At 67.7% G+C, this 20,023-nt stretch carries 13 protein-coding genes; 1 reads left to right on the forward strand and 12 read right to left on the reverse strand.

Features of this window, described 5'->3' with window-relative positions:
* Window positions 1-20 precede the first annotated feature (20 nt).
* From ACGF7Y_RS19685 to ACGF7Y_RS19735, 11 genes are all read right to left on the reverse strand, one after another.
* A complete protein-coding gene (locus ACGF7Y_RS19685; protein WP_393235708.1) occupies window positions 21-1,622 on the reverse strand; it encodes an AAA family ATPase in 1,602 nt (533 codons plus the stop codon).
* Between the two features lie 34 nt (window positions 1,623-1,656).
* The gene (locus tag ACGF7Y_RS19690; protein WP_393235753.1) at window positions 1,657-2,487 is read right to left on the reverse strand and encodes an ESX secretion-associated protein EspG; all 831 of its coding nucleotides are present in this window, start codon (window positions 2,485-2,487) and stop codon (window positions 1,657-1,659) included.
* 46 nt (window positions 2,488-2,533) lie between these two features.
* Entirely contained in the window at window positions 2,534-3,907 is a 1,374-nt protein-coding gene (locus ACGF7Y_RS19695; protein ID WP_393235710.1) for a PPE domain-containing protein, read from the reverse strand.
* Window positions 3,908-3,936: 29 nt separating this feature from the next.
* A complete protein-coding gene (locus ACGF7Y_RS19700; RefSeq protein WP_393235712.1) occupies window positions 3,937-4,254 on the reverse strand; it encodes a hypothetical protein in 318 nt (105 codons plus the stop codon).
* 400 nt (window positions 4,255-4,654) lie between these two features.
* Entirely contained in the window at window positions 4,655-4,960 is a 306-nt protein-coding gene (locus ACGF7Y_RS19705; RefSeq protein ID WP_062975031.1) for a hypothetical protein, read from the reverse strand.
* 43 nt (window positions 4,961-5,003) lie between these two features.
* Complete coding sequence (locus ACGF7Y_RS19710) at window positions 5,004-5,312, reverse strand: hypothetical protein (RefSeq protein WP_062975029.1); 309 nt, start codon at window positions 5,310-5,312, stop codon at window positions 5,004-5,006.
* Window positions 5,313-5,706: 394 nt separating this feature from the next.
* Window positions 5,707-9,714 carry a type VII secretion protein EccCa gene (gene eccCa / locus ACGF7Y_RS19715; RefSeq protein WP_393235715.1) on the reverse strand — a complete coding sequence of 1,336 codons (4,008 nt, stop codon included), beginning with the start codon at window positions 9,712-9,714 and terminating at the stop codon, window positions 5,707-5,709.
* Window positions 9,714-11,267, reverse strand: a complete 1,554-nt coding sequence (eccB, locus tag ACGF7Y_RS19720) for a type VII secretion protein EccB (protein WP_393235716.1) — start codon at window positions 11,265-11,267, stop codon at window positions 9,714-9,716. Before eccB ends, eccCa begins: the two co-directional genes overlap by 1 nt.
* Window positions 11,268-11,371: 104 nt before the next feature.
* Entirely contained in the window at window positions 11,372-13,132 is a 1,761-nt protein-coding gene (eccA, locus tag ACGF7Y_RS19725) for a type VII secretion AAA-ATPase EccA (protein WP_063053637.1), read from the reverse strand.
* 527 nt (window positions 13,133-13,659) lie between these two features.
* Window positions 13,660-15,303, reverse strand: a complete 1,644-nt coding sequence (locus tag ACGF7Y_RS19730; protein WP_393235718.1) for a hypothetical protein — start codon at window positions 15,301-15,303, stop codon at window positions 13,660-13,662.
* Between the two features lie 27 nt (window positions 15,304-15,330).
* Complete coding sequence (locus tag ACGF7Y_RS19735; protein WP_357117008.1) at window positions 15,331-16,278, reverse strand: C40 family peptidase; 948 nt, start codon at window positions 16,276-16,278, stop codon at window positions 15,331-15,333.
* Between the two features lie 176 nt (window positions 16,279-16,454).
* Between ACGF7Y_RS19735 and ACGF7Y_RS19740 the strand changes: the two genes are divergently transcribed.
* A complete protein-coding gene (locus tag ACGF7Y_RS19740; RefSeq protein WP_393235720.1) occupies window positions 16,455-17,579 on the forward strand; it encodes a hypothetical protein in 1,125 nt (374 codons plus the stop codon).
* Between the two features lie 503 nt (window positions 17,580-18,082).
* Here ACGF7Y_RS19740 and ACGF7Y_RS19745 read toward each other — a convergent pair.
* Window positions 18,083-20,011: a type VII secretion target gene (locus tag ACGF7Y_RS19745; protein ID WP_393235722.1), complete on the reverse strand. Its 1,929-nt coding sequence runs from the start codon at window positions 20,009-20,011 to the stop codon at window positions 18,083-18,085.
* Window positions 20,012-20,023: the final 12 nt, after the last annotated feature.

The raw sequence follows: 20,023 nt of genomic DNA on the forward strand, positions 1-20,023 counted from the left end.
CTCGCTGACGCTCGGCTCGCTCATCGCCACCCTCCGCGGTCACCGTGGTTGTCGGCGCCACTGGAGAGGTATCCGGGGAATCCATCGGCCAGCCAGGCGGCCAGCTCCTCGAACGCGAGCACGGTCTCCTTCTCCAACAGCCGCAGGTCGATCTCGCCGCCTTCGGCCAGATGCGCGTCGTAGGGCAGCACGCAGGTGGGGCGCTGCGCGGTTTCGAACAGCTTCTCGATCGCGTCCACGTCGACGGTCGGCTTCAACGGCTGGTGATGCACGATGCCGACGATCGACTTCGCGATCAGATGTTGTAAGCCGTGCGAACTGAGCCAGTTCAAGGTGGCCACCGCGCCGGTCACGCCGCCGACGGTGGCCGGGGTGACGACCACTACGGCGTCGCTGGTTTGCAGCACCGTCGCCGTCGCCGAATCGAGTACGCCGGTCCCGCAGTCCACCACCAGCAGATTGAAGTGCTTGCGCAGGGTTTCCACGGCGGTGCTGTATTCGCGGCCGGACAGCGCCTCGGTGGCCTCGGTGGACCACGGCGAAGCGATCACGGCGAGGTCCGACGAATTGATCGAGGTGAACGACTGCACCGCGGAGAACGCGTCCAGGTTCTGTGCCTGCGCCAGATCGCGCAGGGTCAGGCCGTACGGATGCCTGCAGGTGCGGGTGGAGAGATCCCCGAAATCCGGGTTGGCGTCTATCGCGACCACCCGGTCCGGGCGCAGGCCCGCGAAGGTCGAGCCGAGCGTCGCCGCGGTGGTGGTGCGCCCGACGCCGCCCTTCACGCTGATCACCGCGATCTGATAGGTCGTGGTGAGCTGGCGCCGGATGCGCGTCTTACGGTCCTCGGCGCGCTGCTCAGCCGGCGAAAGCCCCAAATTGAAGCCGACTTTGTTGAGCGCGCCCCGCATGCCGGAGCTGGAACGCAGCTGCGCCCGCTTCGCTGCGGAGATGTCGGCGAGCAGTTCGATCGAGCTGAGCGCGGCGGGCAGCACCTCGATCCGCGGGGTCGGCTCGTACGCCGAGTGGTCGACGCGTTCGGGGACCCAGGGCGTCGCGGATCCGGACTGCCACTCCTCATTCGCGGATGCGGCATTGGTCCGCGCGATCGCCTGAGACACCCGGGCGGCCGCCTGCTCCGCGCGGTACTGCTCGGCGGACTGCTCATGGACCGAAGGATTCTGCGCCGCTTGTGGTGCCGCGGGAGGCGCTACGGAGTAGTCCGGCGGAGGCGTGCTCGCGGGCGGTGGCGGCGTGCTCGGCTGCGGCGGGGGCACGTTCGCCTGCGGCGGAGGCACGTTCGCCTGCGGCGGCGTGCTCGGCGGCGCCATCTGCGCATTCGCCTGCCGCGGCGGCGTGTTCGCACTCGGTGGCGGCGTCACCGCCGCATGCTGCGTGGGACGGGGTTCGGATTCCCCGGCGGACGCCTGCGGCTCGCGCGGCGCACCGATCACGGGGTCGGCGTGGGAGAACTTCTCGGCGTCCTGCCGGGCCTCGGGGGCGGGACCCGGCGCGACGGCCGCGTCGGTCAGCTCGTTCGTCGGTGCGAAGTACGCGTCATAACCGCCGCGAGCGCGCGCGGATTCGGCCGAATGACCGTTGATGCTCGGTGCTCGGTTCATCTCCGTCGTCCTCTCCACAACCACGGTCCGACGTTCAGTTCAGTCTGCTTGTGTCGAACCAACTTCGACCGGGCAACAGGTCGATGAGCGCCCCGATGCCCGACCGCAAGGCCGCATCGTCGCCGGGGGCGAACGTGGACCATATCTCTCCATCCATCGCCCTGCTCGGGGTGACGATCAACCGCCCCGACAGCGTGTCGAGCACGGTCACCGACACATCGGTCTCGGGCGGGCTGCCGTCCCGGTGCTCGATCACCAGGATCTCGGCCCGGCGAGCCACCTCGTCCAGCGCCCTGGTGAGCACCGTCGCGGTGTGCGGCTGGGCGCCCAACTCCAGCAACGCCTGTCGTCGCTCGTCCGGTTCCGACGGTACCTCGCGAAGCTGCTCGACCGTGGTGGTCATCGGCGTGAACCGCAATGCCTCCGCAGGACCGAGCGCGGCGGTCAGCGCGGCCGTCACCGTGTCCAGATTCTGACCGTCCTGATACATCGTCTGGATGACCACGTTGTCGTCGCTGCGCAGGGCGAGCACGTGCGTGTCGCCGCTGCGTACCAGCGAAAACCGCAGCATTCCTTGCGGTTCCCCGTCCACTCCGGTGACCAGGATCCTGGCCACCAGTTCCATGTCCGGCCGGTACAGGCACCGCAGCCAGTGCTCGACCACCGGGTGCACCCTGTCACCGTCGATGATGCCCACCTCGGTGAGTTCCTGCGCGACGACGGCGTGCACCCGTTCTCGATCCTCGAGCTGATAGATATTCGGCAGCAGCGCCAGCACCGGAGGATACGAGTCGATGCCGACCAATTCTTTCAACAAAAGAGCGGCATCGACATTGAGATCGATCGCTACCGGATCCGCTTCCAGGGGACGAGCCTCCTCTCCTTGGACTGGAACTCGACCACGGTGGACCTCACCGCGCGGGTCCCGGGTCTACGGTCGCCGACTCGTCGACGTCGCTTCCGATGACACCGACCAGGAGCAACTGCTCGTTGTCCGACTCTTCGAGCTCTTCGAGTTCGTCTCGACGGTCGGCGTCGCCGTACTCGATGACGCCGATGACCGGGGGTTGCTCGAGGACAGGGACATCTTGCGGTTCGCCGGGCACGAACACCTTCGACTTCTCGCGGTCCTCGTCGCGCCTGCGTCGGCGCATCTGCGCCTTCGGCGCGGTTGCTCCACGCGGTGCCGTCGGACGCGAACCCGGCCCGCCCCCGGTCGGATTCGGCGAGGCACCGAACGCGGTGCCGCGGCCGAGGGACCAGTTGGACGGCATCCGGAAACCGCTCGCAGCGCCGGGTAGAGCACTCAGCCCGCCGCGAGTCATGCTGAGCGCGACCATGCTGCCCGATCCGCCGTACAGCCCGGCCAGCGTCGTCGAGTCCTGCGATGTTCCGATCAAACCCTGCTGGTCCATCGAACCGGTGCCGGAGCCGTCCAGCGAGGAATTACCGAGCGAATCCGACAGTGACGATGGGTTGTCCATGTCGGGCAACTGCTCGGTCGGTTGGGTGGTGTCCACCGGTTGCGTGGTGTCCGCCGGTTGGGTGGGATCCGTGGTTTGGGTGGGATCAGTCGGTTTGGGATCGGTGGGATCCGGGTTGGTCTTGGCCGGATCACCCCCTGGATCACCGGTCTGATGGTTCCCCACGTCGTTTTGAATCGTGTGGGTGCCGTTGTCCAGCGGGTTCTTGATCTCCGGCGAAACGAAGTTGTAGGTCGTTCCATCGGGGATCGGACCACCACCGTTGACGATCGGAAGGGGCACTTCCGGCGTCGGCAACCCGGCCAGCACGGCGGTGGCCGCCCCGTCGTAGCCGACCATCACCGCGGCCGCTGCCGCCGTGATGGCCAGATACTCGAGTTCACTCAGCGCCATCGCCGCCAGCGTGAGCGGGGCCAGTTGCGTCGTGCTGGCGGCGGCGAGAGCTGCTTGCTTCGCATACCACTCCGCGAGCCAAGCCTCCACACCCATCATGGCTTCCGACGCGCTGCCGAAAATCGCTCCCAGCTCCGCTACGGACTTCGCGGCATCCGCCGCGACCGCTGCCTGTCTGTGCAACCAGCCGGCGTGCTGACGGAACGCCGCTTGAGCACGATCGGACGACGGCCCTTGCCATGCCCCACCCATCATGGTGGTCGAGCCGTCGGTCCCGCTCGCAGCGGCGGCCAGCGCCGCGGCCAAATCCGCGTAGGCGGCCGCGGCGGTTTCCAGCGCGAATACGCCGGGCCCGGACAACAGCCGGGCGATATTCACTTCCGGTGGCAACGCAAGGTAATCGACCATGGCATCGGCCTTCGCTCGACCGGCTCCGACTACTCGCCGAACGCTACACGTTTGGCGGTAATCTGGCTGTCACCAGAAGCATCCGCCGCGCAATAGCAGGCGTCCACCTCGGGCAGGTGCGGCTCGGCGTTGATGCGATGCCCCACTCCCTGCGCCGTCTTGTCGAAGAGGTTGGTGGCGAAGCCGAAGAATGCCTGGGTGATGCGCCTGCTCACGTCGTCGCAGCCCGGCGGAAGCGGCACACTACCCGCCGCGGACGCAACCATCGTCCCGGCTAGATCCGTGGTTCCGGTGCTCATTTGCGCGGCGATAGCGGGAAGTTGCCCTGGAGTGAGACTGAAGTACATGGAGAGCTCCTAACGAAGGGCGCCGTGCTCGCATCGAGCGGTGCAATCAGAACGTTAAGCTATTCCCAATCATGGGGATAGCGATTCGCTGCGCATCGAGCGCGCCCGGCCGCATCATCGCCGCCCGTGAAAGAACCACTCCCACACCCCGACTGAACGTCACGTGACGCGACTTGCCGACCCGCTCCCCTGGTCGAATGGCATCCCCGACATGCGATCGCCCTCGACGATGTCCGAGTGAACGAACACGTCGAGGGCGACAGCGAATATTGGTCGACCGGTATCGTCTCGAGCGCCGGCTGGAGCATCAACCGGGCGCTCGAGACCGCGTTGGATCGACCGTCACCAGACCGGCTCGCGATCGGTCCGAGCCGGAATGGCGATTCGAACCATGCAGTCGCTAGAGCCCGATCTGCGAGAACCGCGAGGCCTGGCCCTGATCCACCACACGGAACTGGCCGTCGATGCCGGACACTCCCTTGGTGGCGGCCTTCAGCTGCATCAGGGCCTCGTTGTACTGGTCGATCTGCTGCTTGACGCGAGTCTGCAGGTCGCCGTTGGAGGTACCGGCGTCACCCTGGAAATTCTGCGCGAGCAGTTTCGCCAGCGTGTCCCGCTCCCCCGCGTCGACGGTCATGTCGCCGAGCACCTTGTCGGTACGGATGACCAGACCCTCGACGGCATCGTAATCGTTCTTCAAAGCCATTTTCCGAAACCTTTCCCTATTGTTTTCTGCTGCAGATCAGGCATCAGAAATTGAGGTTGTATTTGTTGACCTGCGACGCGTTCTCCTGGTCCTGACTGTCGAATGTCGCGCCCGAGGTGTTCAGCGCGTCGACGATCTCCATGAAGGTTGCGTGCAGCTTTCCGCCCTTGTCGAGAGCGCCCTGCATCGCCTGCTGGATGGCATTTCCGGTCGCGCCCTGGACGGCGGGCGCGTACTCCATCTTGATGCCCTCGAGAATACCCATGTGGTTCTTGAAGGTGTCGGCGTGCGTGAAGAACTTCTTGGCGACGGCATTGATTTCGGACGGGTCGCCGGTGTAGCCGATGGGCATATCTGTTCCTATCCTATAAGGCGTTTACCTTGCCTCGGACGGATTCGCCGAGGACGTTGACAGCGTGTGCGTCGGAATCGTCGATGCGCGGGTCGGGCCATCGACGTCATCGACCACACCGATTACAGGGGGTTTCTCCAGTACCGGCACCTCCTGGCTTCCTCCGGGAACGAACACCGCCGCTGGATCTCGGATTTCCTGTCGTTCCGGTGGCGTCCGCCTCATTCGCGATGGCGTCGCACGGGCAGACCTGTGCCGACACACCTCCGGCGGCGCGTTGCCGAGATCCGGGAGTGCCATGGTGAGACTCCAATCGAACGCGACTACCAGCTCGGAACGAGCGGCTGCTAAGGAAAACGGTAATTTATTCCCAACCTTGGGATGGACGCTGAAGTCAGAGCTGCTGGGGCACCCAGGCCACCTGGACGAGATCTCGGCGAGAGTTCATGGGCTCCACCAGGATTCCCCGGCCGGGCGGTTGTTTGGTAGCTCGGACATCACCGATCAGCACGCCGTCGAGCTTCGAGCCGTCCATGATCAGTCCCGAGGAGTTGAGGTTCTTCATCTGCCCGATCACGTTGTCGTACAGCGCGGTATCCGCCTGGGCGATATTACGTGCAGCGATCACGTGCAAGCCGGTGTCGCGGCCGTCGACGATGATGTCCTTCAGGGGCTCAAGGGGGTTGAGAGCGCCACGCTGCGCGATCATGTGATAGTCGTCGATCACGACGAAAACCTCGGGCCCGGTCCACCACGACCGCTCCGCGAGCTGCCGAGGGGTCACGTTCTCCGGTGGGCGCCGCGAACGCATCTTCTCCACCAGCGCCGGTAGCGCATCGCGCACGTCGCGTTCGTTGGTCACGTGCCCGATGAGCATCTCCTGAGGCACCGTCTCCAGATGCCGCCGGCGATAGTCGATCAGCAACACGCGGGCCTGCGAGGGGTCGAACTGGTGCCGGATGGACTCCAGCATCGCGGCCAAGGTGGTGGATTTACCGGACCCGGTCGAGCCGAGCACGATGAAGTGCGTCGAGACACTGAAATCGATCGTCGCGGGCCGCAGATCGGATTCCCGGAGACCGAACGGCACGATCAGACGCTGAGCGAGCGCCTGCGGCGCGGGCCACCCCATACGCACTTCGTCCATGCCCACGCGGGGAGGAAGCAGTTTGACCTGCGGCGCGCGCCGGTCGGCATAGCGTTGGGCGACTTCGGCGCTCGCGGCGGCGAGGCCCTCTGCGGCCGAGTCCGATTCTCCTACCCCGTCGATGCGCGGCAACGCCGTGAGCATGTGCAGGCCGTCGGTCGATATACAGCGCCCGGGCCGATTGGCGGGGATCGCCGCGACCACAGCGCGGTGGACATTGAAGGTCGTGTCGGCCAGGTCGCCCAGACGCATCTCGAGGCGAGTCTGCATCAGGTCCTTGATCGCGGGGCGAATAGCGATCCAGCGTGAACTGCTCACCACCAAGTGAATGCCGTAGTTCAAACCCTGCAAGGCGAGGGATTCCATCACCGGGGTGTACTCGTCGTAGTACGGGCCGTTCGTACCGAACCCGACGTCCCATCCGTCGATGACCAAGAAGACATCACCGTAGGGATCACGGTCGAGCCAGGGCGCCCCACCCGGCCCGTCACGCACCGTGCGGAACTTCCGGATGGTGTCGATACCGAATTCGGCGAACAGCGACTGCCTGCTCTCGAGCAGGTTCGTCACCAACGCGATCGTGCGCCGGATGCGGTCGCCGTCCCTGGCCGCGGCGACCGATCCCACGTGCGGGAGATTCGCCAACGACGACAAGCCGCCGCCGGAGAAGTCCAGGCAGTAGAACTGCACCTGTTCGGGAGTATGGGTCAGCGCGGCGGACAGGATGAACGACTGCAGCGCCGTTGATTTGCCGGACTGCGTACCGCCGACGATGGCCATGTGCCCGCCACCGCCGGACATGTCGACCGACCACACGTCCTGACGCTGTTGACGCGGCTTGTCCACCAGCGCCAAGGGCATCTGCAACGCTCCCTGTGGCACGGCGCGGATCATCCGCTCCAAGGTGGGCGGCGTGACCAGCGGCGGCAGCCACATCTTGTGAGCGGGATTTCCGTGCCGGGCCAACTGCTGCAACACCGCTTCCATCACGGTGATCGACTCGCCGTCGGCTGCCTCGGGCGCTTCCTGGACGACCACCGGCTCGACCACCGCGGGGCGAGTGTCGGCGATATGCCCGGCGGTGAAGCGTTGCGGTGGCCGGTATCCGCCGCCGGGCCGTCGCGCGCGTTGCGCGGAGGCCGCCAACACCTGCGCGGGGGGCGAGTACTTCTCGCCCACGTACGCGGCCTGGAACCGCTGGAGGTCACCGGAGCCGACTCGTAGATAGCCCGCACCCGGCTTCTTCGGCAGGTGGTAGGCGTCCGCGGTGCCGATCGCGTCGCGTGAGTCGGCGGTCTGGTTGGTGCGCAGGGCGATGCGGTAGGAAAGGTGCGCTTCCAGCTCGCCCATCCGGTTGGCCGGCACCTTCTGCGACGCGAGCAGCAGGTGGATGCGCAGTGATCGGCCCAGTCGGCCGATAGCCACGAAGAGCTTCGAGAAGTTCGGGTACTGCTCGAGCAACTCGGCGAACTCGTCGAGGATGATCAAGAGCGTGGGCAGTGGTCGCAGGTCCGCGCCCTGCTCCCTGGCGCGCTCGTAGTCGGCGACGCTGGCGAAATTGCCGGCGTCACGCAGAATGCGTTGCCGCCGCGCCATTTCGCCGTTGATGACGTCTTCCATACGGGTGACGAGGTCGGCTTCTTCTTCCATGTTCGTCACCACGGCCGTCACGTGCGACAGGCGGTCGAATCCGAGGAAGGTCGCGCCGCCTTTGAAGTCGACGAGAAGCAGGTTCAAGACATCCGGGGAATGTGTCGACACCGCCGAAAGCACCAGCGTACGGAGGAATTCGGACTTACCCGATCCGGTCGCGCCGATGCACATGCCGTGCGGGCCCATGCCTTCTTCGGCCGATTCCTTGATATCGAGATAGACGACACCGCCGGCCGGGTCGTGACCGAACGGAATGTTGAGACGTGCCCGGTCCTCGTCGCGACGCCGGATCCACACTTGCTCGACGCGAATAGCGCCGGGGTCGGAGACGCCGACCATTTCCTCCCAAGACGTGCCGCCGCTGGCCTGCTCGGCGGCAACCGCCTCCACCACGGTGGACAACCGGTACGGTGAAAGACTGCGCGCCATCGACGTCATGGCCGCCACGGACAGCGAATCGGCCACTCCGACGCGCCGCACCCCGCGCGGGGACACCTCGTTCAGCGAGCGGTCCTCGGTGACGCTGAAGCGCAGCGCGCGCGGGAGATTCTGCTCCGAGGGACCCAGCCGCAGCCACGTGCACCCATCGATGCCGGAGATGTCGCGATCGCTCGCTGGTCCGGCGACGTCGACGATCAGCAGGTAGTGCGTGCGATCCAGAGTGGGTTGCGAATTCGCCGAGAACGGACCGCGATTGAGCCCCGCGAGCACCTTTGTGCGCAGCTCCGCGACGGTGCGGTACACCATCCGGCTGGAGCCGATGGCGTCGGTCTCGTTCGGATGCTGGGTGTGCGGCAGCCATTTCAGCCACGCCCATTCCGGCGCGTCCGGATCCGACAGCACTGCCGCGACCGCCACCTGGTCCGGACCGTGTAGCACCGCTACCTCGGCGATCATCGCGCGGATCAAGCCGGTCACCAGCTGCGGGTCACCGTCGATGCCGACCTGCGGCGCGGACAGCAGATTGATCGCGACGGGCATGCCGCCGACCGTGGAGTACGCCTTGGCGAAACGGGTCAGTTCGACGACGCCGACCGGGTCCAGATCGGAGGTGGGCGCCGCTTCGGGAACGATGACGCGCACCTGGTTGGCGATGCGCCCGCGGCCGACCCGCACGCGCAGGAACTGCGGACTCGCGACCTGCACCTCCCACATCCGCTTGCCGCCGATCAGCCGGGCGATCTCGTCGGGGCCGGGATGGGTGTAGCGCAGGAAGGCATACAGTTCGGCTTCCGCCGCGTGCACCGTCTTACGGTTGTCGGTGAGGCTGCGCAGGTAGTCCTTACGTTCCTCGTTGAGGCTCGCCGCGCCGCCGCTGGAGTTGCCCCCGAGCGCGCCGCCCATCATGCCGAACATCGACACCAGCATCATGGCCGGGAACATCAGCATCATCGGGTTCATGGTTCCGCCGCCGCGGAACATCATGACCATCATCCCGCACATGGCCGCCACCATGACCACGGGCATGATCATCCGAAGCCGCGATGCCGGAACCGGCCTGGGCAGCTCGGTCGGCGGCTGCAGCCGCAACTCGGTCACGGCGGGGGCTTTCGGACCGCGCACCGTCCGGGCGGGCCGGACGAATCGGCGAGTGCTGGTCACTACGAACCACCGAGCCCGGCGACGACCTTGTTGTTCGGAATTCCGTCGTGTTGAATGCGAGCTTCCTTCTGGGACAGTGCGGGTCCGACCGCGAACAGCGAGATGATGCTCCACGGCGCCGGGACCGGAGCCCGCAGTCCGAGGGCGATCAGGGAGGGATCGGTACCGCCGCTGCTGCTCGGATCGGCGATGATGCCGTAGCGGACGCCGCTGTCGGACACCCAGTAGAGCGATTCCCGCAGCGGAGACCCCGCTTCGGCGCCGGTCACCTGCACGAAACGGCCGGTGTCTCTCGGCAGGTACGCCGCGTCGGCGGTGGTGCCGCGCGACGCGGCGGAGGTCACCAGGTCCACCGCGCGCCCCTGCTCGTCTTTCGTGAGCGGCAATTGCCTGCCCACCAACAGTTCCATGGCCGCGTTCGGATCGCTTCCGGTGCGCGCCCAATGCAAGCAGGTGACGCCGGACCGTTCCGGATCGACCAGACGAATCGGACGGACCGGGTAGGACGCGGTGCCCGGCCACTGTCCGGGGCGCAGATTCGCCGCGATCACGTCGGGCCCTACCGCGCGAGTGGACACCGAACCTTGCGAGTCCGCGTTCCGCACCATCGCCGCCAACACGGTGCTGATCCGCACCAGCCCGGTCTGCGAGACGAGATAGTACGAAGCCCCCTGATCCGGCGCCGACACGGTGAGTACCGACCCGACCGGCGTGGTGAATCCGTTGTTCAGCGTGATCGACTCCCCCTTACCCGGCACGTCGGGCACTCGCAGCGGAGGGGCCTCCGGAATGGCGTTGACCAGGCCCTTGGAAGCCGCCATCACCGGAGCGGTCGAGTCGATGCCGAGCGCCATGGCCACCGCGGTGTTCGCGAGGTCGATCGCGGCGCGCACCACGCCCTTCTCGGCATCGCCGTACACCAGCCAGGTCGTGGTGTCGTCGCGCAGCAGACGGGCCTCACCGTCACCCAGCGGGCGGTTGGCGTCGCCGTCCACGGTCAGCGGACCACCGATCGCCGTGGTCCGCACCGCGGAGCGGCTCAAGGTCGGCAGGCCGGTCGAGGGGTTGACCGGCGCGGCCGCACCGGTTCGCGCCGTGTCACAGACCGTCCACGACGAATCCCTCTCATCGGTGTCGACGATGCTGCCGGGCGCACCGGGAATGCCGACCCAAGGCCCGCGCGGGTACTTCGACAGCTCGTCCCGCGAGACCTGCACGGGCTTGTCGGGAGAACCGACGATCAGCCGTGCCGAGGTGAGATTCAGTGCCGGGAACAGCCGGTTGTTCAACCGCACGAACAGCGCGCCGGTGTCCTTCTCCGCCACGATCTTCGAGTCCCCGACCTTCTTGGCGGGTTTGAAGAAGGCCAGCACGGCAGCGCCCGCGATGAGCACGCACGCGAGCGCGATGCCGATGGACAAGGCGGTCGAGCGACCACGTTGCGGATCATCGATCATCGACGCGTCTCGACGGACCAGCGCGTGCTCTATCCGGCGCAGCAGAAAACGCCAGCCGGAAATCTGGTGTTTCGTCACAACCCGGAAGCGCGCCACCGGTTCTCGTTCCTTCCGCCGCCCTGCCAACCACACCGTAACCAGCGGTCACAGCATGAATACGACCCCTATTCCCAACTCTGGGAATCGGATCAGCGGACGCCTCACACTCGCGTGCTCGGCGCCAAGCCCTCCAGCGCCGCGCTGACGTCGAACGCGTCGATCGTCATGAGCTCTTCGTCGGTCATCGCGGCGATGTCCGCGTTCTCCCTGGTGAAGCGGTAGTCACGCTCGGCTTCGGCGGCCTCCACCACGTTGCGCACGAACCGGCCGTTACCGGCCAGATCGATCAGCCGCCGTCCGTTCTTGGTCTGCCCCGCCAACTCCTCGCAGCGCAGGCGCAGCACCTCGCGTGCCTGTTCGGACAGGATGGAGTCCTTGTTCCGTGCGATGTGCTCGGCGATCTGTACCAACTCGTCGGCGCCGTAGCTGGCGAAACGGATGCGCTTGGTGAATCGCGAGGCGAGGCCGTCGTTGGACGCGAGGAACCGATCGATCTGGTCCTCGTATCCGGCGATGATCACCACGAGCTTGTCCCGATCGTTCTCCATCCGCGCCAGCAGCGTGTCCACCGCTTCCTTACCGAACGCGTCGCCGCCGGAAAGACCCTCCTGGATCAGCGTGTACGCCTCGTCGATGAAGAGCACACCGCCGAGCGCCGAGTCGATCAGCGCATTGGTCTTGGGCGCCGTATGACCCAGGTGGGTGCCGACCATGTCGTTGCGGGACACCTCGATCACGTCGGCGTTCTCCACGACACCCAGGCCTGCGAAGATCTTGGCGATCACGCGGGCGATGGTCGTCTTACCGGTGCCGGGCGGACCCGAGAAGATCAGGTGCTGCGACTTCGAATCCACGGCGAGCCCGCGCTTGGCGCGCACCTGGTCCATCAGCACGCCGGACTTGAGCCGGTCGACCTGTTCCTTGACCGAATCCATGCCGATCTGCGCCTGCAACAGGTCCGAGGCCTCCGTGAGGAGACTCTCGCGCTCCGCCCGCGCCGCGGTGGCGGCCGCCTCGCGCGGATCGTCACCCGTCTTCGGGTCCCACCTGTTGGTCCGGGACGCGATGAGTTCCGCGGTGGCGACCTCGAATCGGTACGACTTGTCCCGCACCGCGCGCTGCCATTCCTCGCGCTCGGGCCACAGCGCCGAACCCTGGAGCCCCTTGAGGACCTTCTCGGCGGCGTCGTGATCGCCGTTGTGCCGCATCAGCATGCCGAGCAGGAAGTGCGCGTCGGCCCAGATGTAGGACAGACTGCCGGAGGAACTGTCCTCCACGATCCGCTGCGCGCGCGGCATGGCCTCGCCGAAGCGGCCCAGGTGCGCCAGCGACTGGGCGGTCATCAATTCGGCGGCGATGTCGAGCAGGCCGTCCTCCAGCGCCGGTCGCGCGGTGCGCAGGGCGAGCACCTCCGGCCATTGCTTGGTCCGGAAGTACAGCGACATGCGCACGAAATCGGAGACATCGTCGCGGGGAACCTCGTCGAGAATCGCCGCGGCTTCCTGCCATTCACCGCCTTCGGCATACGAGCACGCCTGCGCGATGGCGATCTGATCGCGGTCGGCCATGGCGACGCGCAATCCGTACATGCCGATCTCGACCTGGCACCACAGCGCGCGATCGACCAGCCCGGCCCGCTGCTGGTCGCGGTAGAGATTGTGCACCGAGCGGTAGGCGCCGTAGATCACCTCCGAGGTGACCTCCCCCGCCATGGCGCGCCCCAGCCAGGCGTCGCACATGTCCGGGTCGAGATCGGTGGCGGCCCGAAACGCGGCCGCCGCATGCTGCTCGTTGCGCACGCCACCGGCGACCAACCCAAGATTCTGAACACCCGTGTAGAACGCGTCCTCGGCCGCTGACACTCGGACTTCCCTTCCGCCGATCTAGCCTGCTCGAACGATAGATTCCGGCGGTCACGCTCCGGACTCGGCAACTTCCCAATGATGGGAAGCGTGGTGGCGCCGCTCGCCACGGCCACCACATGCCAATTTTGAACGTGCCGTCAGTTAACGGTATGTTTACCTCGGGGTCGGCAATCATCCGCCTGCAGACGACCCCTTCGGCGGCGGCTGGCCAGCCGCGATCCGGTCCACCAGCCGCCGCGCAGCAGGTCACAGCGTTTCCGCAAAATTCTTGCCGCTATTTAGGTGCACGCTATTGAACGTTCCGACAGAAGAGGGTACTGTCTGAACACAGATCGCCGGTCCCTCATCCCGACGATCTGAACCCAAAAGCAACGGCCGGTGGCACCGGCAGGCCACCGGCCGTTGTGGGGTTGGACGCCAGAGCCGCAGCCTCGATGGTCTACGTCTACCACTGCCAACCGTCGGACTCAGCAACCCATTCCCGCATCTGGGAATGGGTTTTCTTGCGTCACGGGCGTTTTCGGTCAGGGAGGGGGCGGGTCGACGCGATCGGAGGCCGGAGCCGTTACCCGCGCGGGCGCCGGGGGCGCGTCGGCGACACCGGCGCTCACCGCGCCGTTTCCTTCGGAACCCTTTTCCGGCACCGAACGCAGCGGCGGCCTCGTGGACGGCGCGTGCACCACGGCGGGAGCCTCCCGCGTCCGGCGTTTCTTCGCCCACGGAGTGGCCGCGGGCCGACGTACTTTCGGCGGAACCTTCGCGGGATGTGCCGGCTTCGGAGCAGGATCCGACGCGACCGGCGGTTGCCCCGCACGTCCCCATGGAGTGGCCGCCGCGCCGGTCAGCGGACCTCCCATCTCGGGACTGCCGGGGGCGCGCGTGTCGACCGAGGGCAAGTCGCCGACGGCTGCGGCGAGGCCCGACTCGGAGCCGGCTGGGCGAACCTCGGAATCGAACGCTCCCGGTACCGGAACCTCGGGCGCCACGTCGAGGGCGGCCGCCCGCGCGGCGCCCGCGCCGTCCCGCGCGGATATGGCATGGGGGCTCGCGCCTTCTGCCGACCGGTCCGCGTTCGGGTTCGCGTCGTTCGGCGCGACGCCGGCGGCCGGCGACATCTTCGCGGGATCCGATGCCGGATCACGAGGTTGGGTCCCAGCGGGTGCGGCCGACCGGTCGCCGGTCCGGTCCGGCGCACCCGCGCCGCCCCCGTCTCCGTTTCGATCGGCCGCTCGTTCCCCGGCCGCTGCGGGGTTCGCGGCGTCGCGCATGGCGGCAGGGACGCGCGCATCACCGATCCCGTGTCCGGCGAGGACCGTCGGCCCTGCCGCAGCGGCGGGGCCGAAGCGTGCCTCGGGCTGTTCGCCGTGCCGGCGAATCAATTGCTCCGGAGTCGGTACGGGTCCGGGGGGAGAGCCGCCGGCCGTCGGGGCGGGAGGCACCGCGTCGTCGAATGGCGTCGATGTCGTGAAGTCGAGTGTCGCGACATTCTCCGCGAACGTCGCCGCGTGCCGCATGATGTCGTCGGCGTGATCGTCGAGCACTTTCGCGAAATGCTGCACCGCGTCCGGGTCGATGCGCAACGGCGTGGGTTTGCCCGACGACGGGATGTCCAGCGCGTCGCGGGTGGCGTCGTAGACGATCCCCTTGACCATGTCATCGATGGCCTGTTCGAGCGGTTCGATCGCCTTGCCGATGACTTCGGCGACGATGTAGCCGATCAGGTACTGCGCCATCTCCTCGCACAGCCGGCGCGCCGCGGCGGCGACCAGCGGCGCGGAGGGAGCGAGCGGCGGTGTGATCATGATCGAGGCGTAGGCCGCGGCCAGGGCGGCGAGTTCGGCCAGGACGGCCACCTTCACCGCGGTGATCACCGTCGCCGCCACCTCGAGTGCCTGCCCGACGAGCTTGCACGCACTCTCGAGTTGCCGCATGTGGGTCGAACTCATGGTCGCCCACGTGGCGACGAGCTGCTGGTAGGACTCCCCCGAGTAGAACGCCCCCATCTGGTCTATCACGCCGGTCGCCGAGTCGTGCGTGCCCTGCACCTGCTCGGCGAAGGTGCGCACATGCCCGGCGAGGGCGCGTACGTCGTCCTCGTTGATGTCCGGGTACGGGACGCCGCAGATGTTGAGGAAGAGCGCGACCTCGCTGGGAATGTCTATAGCCACGCTGCGCTCTCCTCCCCGATCATCGGCTCACAGCACGCGCACGACGACGGCTTCGCTCGGCATACGCGACCACTTCACCGTCGAGCCGGTGTAGGGCGCCTCGATGACCATGCCGTTGCCGGCGGCCAGCTGCACGTGCTCGGGCCCGCGCGTGCTGAATGATCCGGCGGGGAACACCAGGTCACCTGGACGCACATCCTCGGGGTGCACGCGGACGCCGCTGTAGATCTGCTCGTACGTCGTTCGGGGCAGCACCACTTCGCCGTGACTGGCCTGGGCGATGGCGTACTGCGTCAGCCCCGAGCAGTCGAACCCGCCGCCGCTGGGTCCGCCCGCGCCGCCCCCGCCCCAGACGTAGGGCGTACCGAGCCAGTCGCTGGCGGCCAGCACCGCGTTGCTGCCCTTCGTCCCGTCGGAGCGGACCGTGTTGTTGCGGCGCAGCCGGGAAGCGGACCTGGACCTCGAGCGCGTCCGTCGCCGCCTGCGCGGCGCACCGCCGTGCCTGGCCTGCCGGGTCGCCGGCGTCGCGGGCGGCATGATCTGCGCGGCCTGTTGCCGCGCCGCGGCGACATCGGCGTCGACCTGCTTGGTGGCGTTGGAAATGGTGGACTGCGCGGCATCGAGCAGCGCGGGACCGCTGAAGCGGGTATCGCCCACCGCGGCGATCGCCTGCATCCGGCTCTGGAAATCCGCGATGTGATTGGTCAGGCGGCCGCGGCCGTTGACCGTTCCGTCACCGGACTCACCGACGGTCTTGCCGACGATGCTGTCCTTGCCCGCATGCGATTCCGCGATCGACAGCTGCATGCCCTGCGCCTCGCCGTACCGTACGGCCACCGCCCCGGACGCGACCCGCAAATCGGCGGCGAGCGCTTGGGTCGCGCTCGCCGCCTGGCCGGCGGGTTGGCCGTCGCCGTACAGCGCGAGCAGCGATCGGAGCACTCCGTCCAGGTCGTTCGTCAGTGCCTGCGCCATTCGACCGACTCGCCATCGCTCATCACCGACCGCCTCTCACACTCTTCTCGTTATTGTGTCGCCCGGACCGATCCGGCCGTATTCCCATTCCTGGGTGGGTAATCGAACTATGAACCACTTCCCAGAATCGGGAAGCGGAGACAATGGGGGGACTTCTGAGAGGCGGTGGCGGCGGCATGGTGACGACGGCGACGAATACCGAAGCCAAAAAGGCGGCGGTGTCGGCATCCGCCCCCCTGGGGAGCTACGCCTCCGAGGCCAAGCACTTCTGGCTGGTCGATTTGCACTGCCCGGCCGGGGCGTCGGAAGGGCTGCGCGCCTTCATCGCATTGGCCGACACCGCCATTCAGACCGCCGTGGACCTGCTCGGCCGTGGCATGACCACTCCCCCGCCGAAAGTCGACGACCTGCTCAAGCCCGCGATCTACGAAACCCTCGGCAAAGGCGAGGCGGACGACGAATACCGCAAGACCGTCGACAAGGTCGAGGCCAGGCAGCTGAAATTGCTGCAGATGGACGATCAGGTGGTCAAGACCTCGGTCACGGTCGCGGCCGAACAGGTGCAGGCCCTGCGGTCCATCAAAACCATCGTGACCGAACTGAATACGAAACTGAAGGCCGCGGGCAGCGCCAAACTCAAGCCCGCTCAAGAGCTTCCCTTGCTCAAGGCGGTCGCCGCCGCCGTAGAGGCGGTCTACGACAAGGTGACCGCGATCGCCGACCTCAACGAGGACATGGCCAACGGCAAAGGAAAGGGCAACTCGAACGGCGGTGGCCAGAACGGCGGAGGGGGCACGTCCGCCGGCAGCAGCGGTAGTGGCGGGGGTGGTGACGGAGGACTGTCGTCGCTGCTGCCGATGCTCGCGATGCTGCCGATGGCGGCGATGCCGCTGATCTCGCAGATACCCGAGATGATGCAGAAAGCCGACGAGGACAAGGCGAAGAAGGCCGAGGAGAACGAGCACAAGGGCGCTCCGGGACAGCCGGGCCAGGCACCGCCGCCCGGCAATCAGGCCGCGCCCGCTGCCGCAGCGCCGCCCCCGGCGGATTCGAACGCGCAACCGCCCGCCGCACAACCGGCCACCGCGGAGCCCGGCGGCGTCACCGCCGCCCCGGCGGCGAATACCGCACCGGCCGAAGATCCGAACGCCACTCCGACGGTGACCACGGCACCCCCCGTGATACCGGTTCGGCTGACCAGGGACCGCGCCGCGTCCGACCGGCCCGGCGGGGAGCCCACACAGGATGCGGCTGTCGTCGACGAGCAGGAAGCCGAAGCGAGTCCCGTCATCGAGACATAGCCCGATCCAGCGCCTTTCCGGTCGGCAACCCACTGCGCCTTTCGCCGATTCGGTGCCAAGGGAGGCGGCCGGCGCGCTACCGGCGTCGTACCGATCCGCGCACGTCGCATGGATGGAGCCGGGCACCGGCCGGAACGGGTCCGGGAAGCGGTGCGGCTCGATGAATTACTGAGAGCCCCCCGGTGCAGTTTCTGTCGATCACACTGATCCGCCGGCCGCCGCAGCGCGGCACCGGGCCGGTAGGAGCGGCCCGGGAAGGCGCTGCAGCGCCATCATCGAAGTCGATCACTCGATGCGCGACAACCGCTGCCCGTCTCGGTCGGTGACTGTCCGCGACCTGCCGGGGCTCCTGCCGTAACCGGTCATGCCTTCGCATCGCCTCGTCGAGCGTGCCCCGGAGTCGGAATAGTTCGTCGTCGAATTGAGAAAAAGCGCTGCCCGGGTCGCGGCAGACGGGCCTGCCGCGACCCGGACAGCGCCGGTCCCTTACCGCGGAACGTTTTTCACGATTGCTCCGAAGGCGGCGGTGGCGTCGAGGGCGCGGCCACGACGGTAGGCGGCGGCCCTCCGGCGACTTCCGGCGCGGTGACCGACGGAACCGAGGCGGGCCGGGCGACGCGCTCGGGCTGCACGGCGGTGGAGACGGGCGCCGGGGTCGAGACGAACTGCGGGTGCAGCGTGATCTGTTCATGGGCATAGACGGCGTCGCGCAGCGTCTGCCTGCTCGGCTCGTTCGCCAGCAGCAGCACCAGTTCGTTGCAGCGCCGCTCGAAGACCATGCCGCGCAACGGCGATACCCCGGCGTCCATTCGCAGCTGCCCGATCTCCACCCGGCCCACGTCGACCCGCTGCCCGAGCATCGACGCCGACAGCAGGTCGTCGGCGTCGCGCAGTTCGTCCCACAGCTCGCGCGACACCGGCCTTCCGGCTTGCAGGTCGGCCAGGATCCGTTCCCGGACTCGGCGCGACGCGGCGGCTTCGGCGGGTACCGATCCGGACCGGCCGACCTGCCCGTGGGCATCCACGGCCAGTTCCACGCAGCGCGACCGCACCTGGGTGTCCGGTACCGACGAGACGTGTTCCAGGCCCGCGATCGAACCGGTCAAGCCGAGACGGTCGGCCGTATCCGGGGTGAACTCGCGCAGGTCGACGTCGTAGGACGGGCTGACGAGCCCCTCCATCGCCGCTTCTCCGAATCGTGAGCGCAAGCCCGGATCGATCGGCCCGGACGAGACGAGGGCCGACAGATTCGCGTTCGCCTTCGCGCCCCAGGCGAGGCCGAATTCGGCCAGCACTCGGGCCGGGTCGGTGACGCCCTCCCATGGCGATCCCGCGCCGTCGTCGGCGGCGAGCAACTCCTCCCAGTTCCACGGAGTGGAGACCTCGCGGGGCAGGAACAACCCGGCGGGCAACCAGCCGCGGCCTTCGTTCGACGTGATGAAGACGCCCGTTCCCCCGGGACCCCGCATCACCGCGACAGCCCAAGCCATGCCCACCGGCGAGTCAACGGCGGCGAGAACGCTGCCGAGCAGCGTCTTGGCCAGCACCAGGTCGTCGTTCACCTGGCCGCCGACCACGTACGCGGGTTCGGCCTCTTTGTCCTTCGCCGAGGCGACGGCGGCGGCGAACGGGCTCGCGACCGGCACCGGCATGGGCGGCATGTCCGTTCGGCCCGTCGCGCCGCTGGGCGGCTGCGCGGCGGCTCGATCGTCCGGGGTCGCGTTGAGCGGGCCGACTCCCGCCGGCGGCACGCCCGCCGTCGCCGGCGCGGTCACGCCGGTGCTCGACGGCCCGCCGGGTGTCGACGTTCCGGTCGCGTTCGGCGTGCCCGCGCCATTGGTGCTCCCCGGATCTGCCGAAGCGGCGGTCGCGCCGGGCTGCACACCCGTACCCGTCGGCGATGCTGCCCCGTTGGGTCCGCCCGGCGAAGTCGCGAGCGGGTTGTCCTCGGCGGTGCCGGGGCCCGCCGCAGCGGGATCGGTGGACACCGGCCGGGCCGAACCGGGATCGGCTGTCACGGGGCCATCACCGGGCGCGGACCCGGGCGGCGTGATCGGACGGTCCGAACCGAACGGATCGGTCGAGGTTCCGGGGGGCGCCGTCGGGGACGGTGTGTCGGTCAGGCCGCCTGCCTGCCGGATGTGACTCGCGAAATCCTCGTCGGATTGTTCGTAGGCGTTCGCGGACGCGCGCAGCGAGTCAGCGGTGCGATCGTGTTCGCTGGCCAGCGCCTCACCCGCCCGCTGCCGGGCGTCGTAGTACCGTTCCAGCGCTTCGTAGACCGGATAGGCGATCTTGCCGTAGGTGGGCAGGAAGTTCGCGAGCCATTCCGTGGGCGGTTTGGCCCATTCCCTGGTGTCGTGCGCGACCCGGTCGTGCTGGTCGGCCAGCTGACGCAAAACGGCAGGGTCGATTTCCATGCTGTTCGGCATGCTCGATCAAAT

Origin of the sequence: Nocardia sp. NPDC047654, assembly GCF_043205035.1 — a bacterium.
Taxonomy (GTDB): Bacteria; Actinomycetota; Actinomycetes; order Mycobacteriales; family Mycobacteriaceae; genus Nocardia.

What these genes read in the sequence shown, in the direction of transcription:
- ACGF7Y_RS19700 (WP_393235712.1), bottom strand. Translation starts at nt 4,254, where the DNA reads ATGTACTTCAGTCTCACTCCAGGGCAACTTCCCGCTATCGCCGCGCAA.
- ACGF7Y_RS19695 (WP_393235710.1), bottom strand. Translation starts at nt 3,907, where the DNA reads ATGGTCGATTACCTTGCGTTGCCACCGGAAGTGAATATCGCCCGGCTG.
- ACGF7Y_RS19745 (WP_393235722.1), bottom strand. Translation starts at nt 20,011, where the DNA reads ATGCCGAACAGCATGGAAATCGACCCTGCCGTTTTGCGTCAGCTGGCC.
- ACGF7Y_RS19740 (WP_393235720.1), top strand. Translation starts at nt 16,455, where the DNA reads ATGGTGACGACGGCGACGAATACCGAAGCCAAAAAGGCGGCGGTGTCG.
- ACGF7Y_RS19710 (WP_062975029.1), bottom strand. Translation starts at nt 5,312, where the DNA reads ATGCCCATCGGCTACACCGGCGACCCGTCCGAAATCAATGCCGTCGCC.
- ACGF7Y_RS19735 (WP_357117008.1), bottom strand. Translation starts at nt 16,278, where the DNA reads ATGGCGCAGGCACTGACGAACGACCTGGACGGAGTGCTCCGATCGCTG.
- ACGF7Y_RS19685 (WP_393235708.1), bottom strand. Translation starts at nt 1,622, where the DNA reads ATGAACCGAGCACCGAGCATCAACGGTCATTCGGCCGAATCCGCGCGC.
- ACGF7Y_RS19705 (WP_062975031.1), bottom strand. Translation starts at nt 4,960, where the DNA reads ATGGCTTTGAAGAACGATTACGATGCCGTCGAGGGTCTGGTCATCCGT.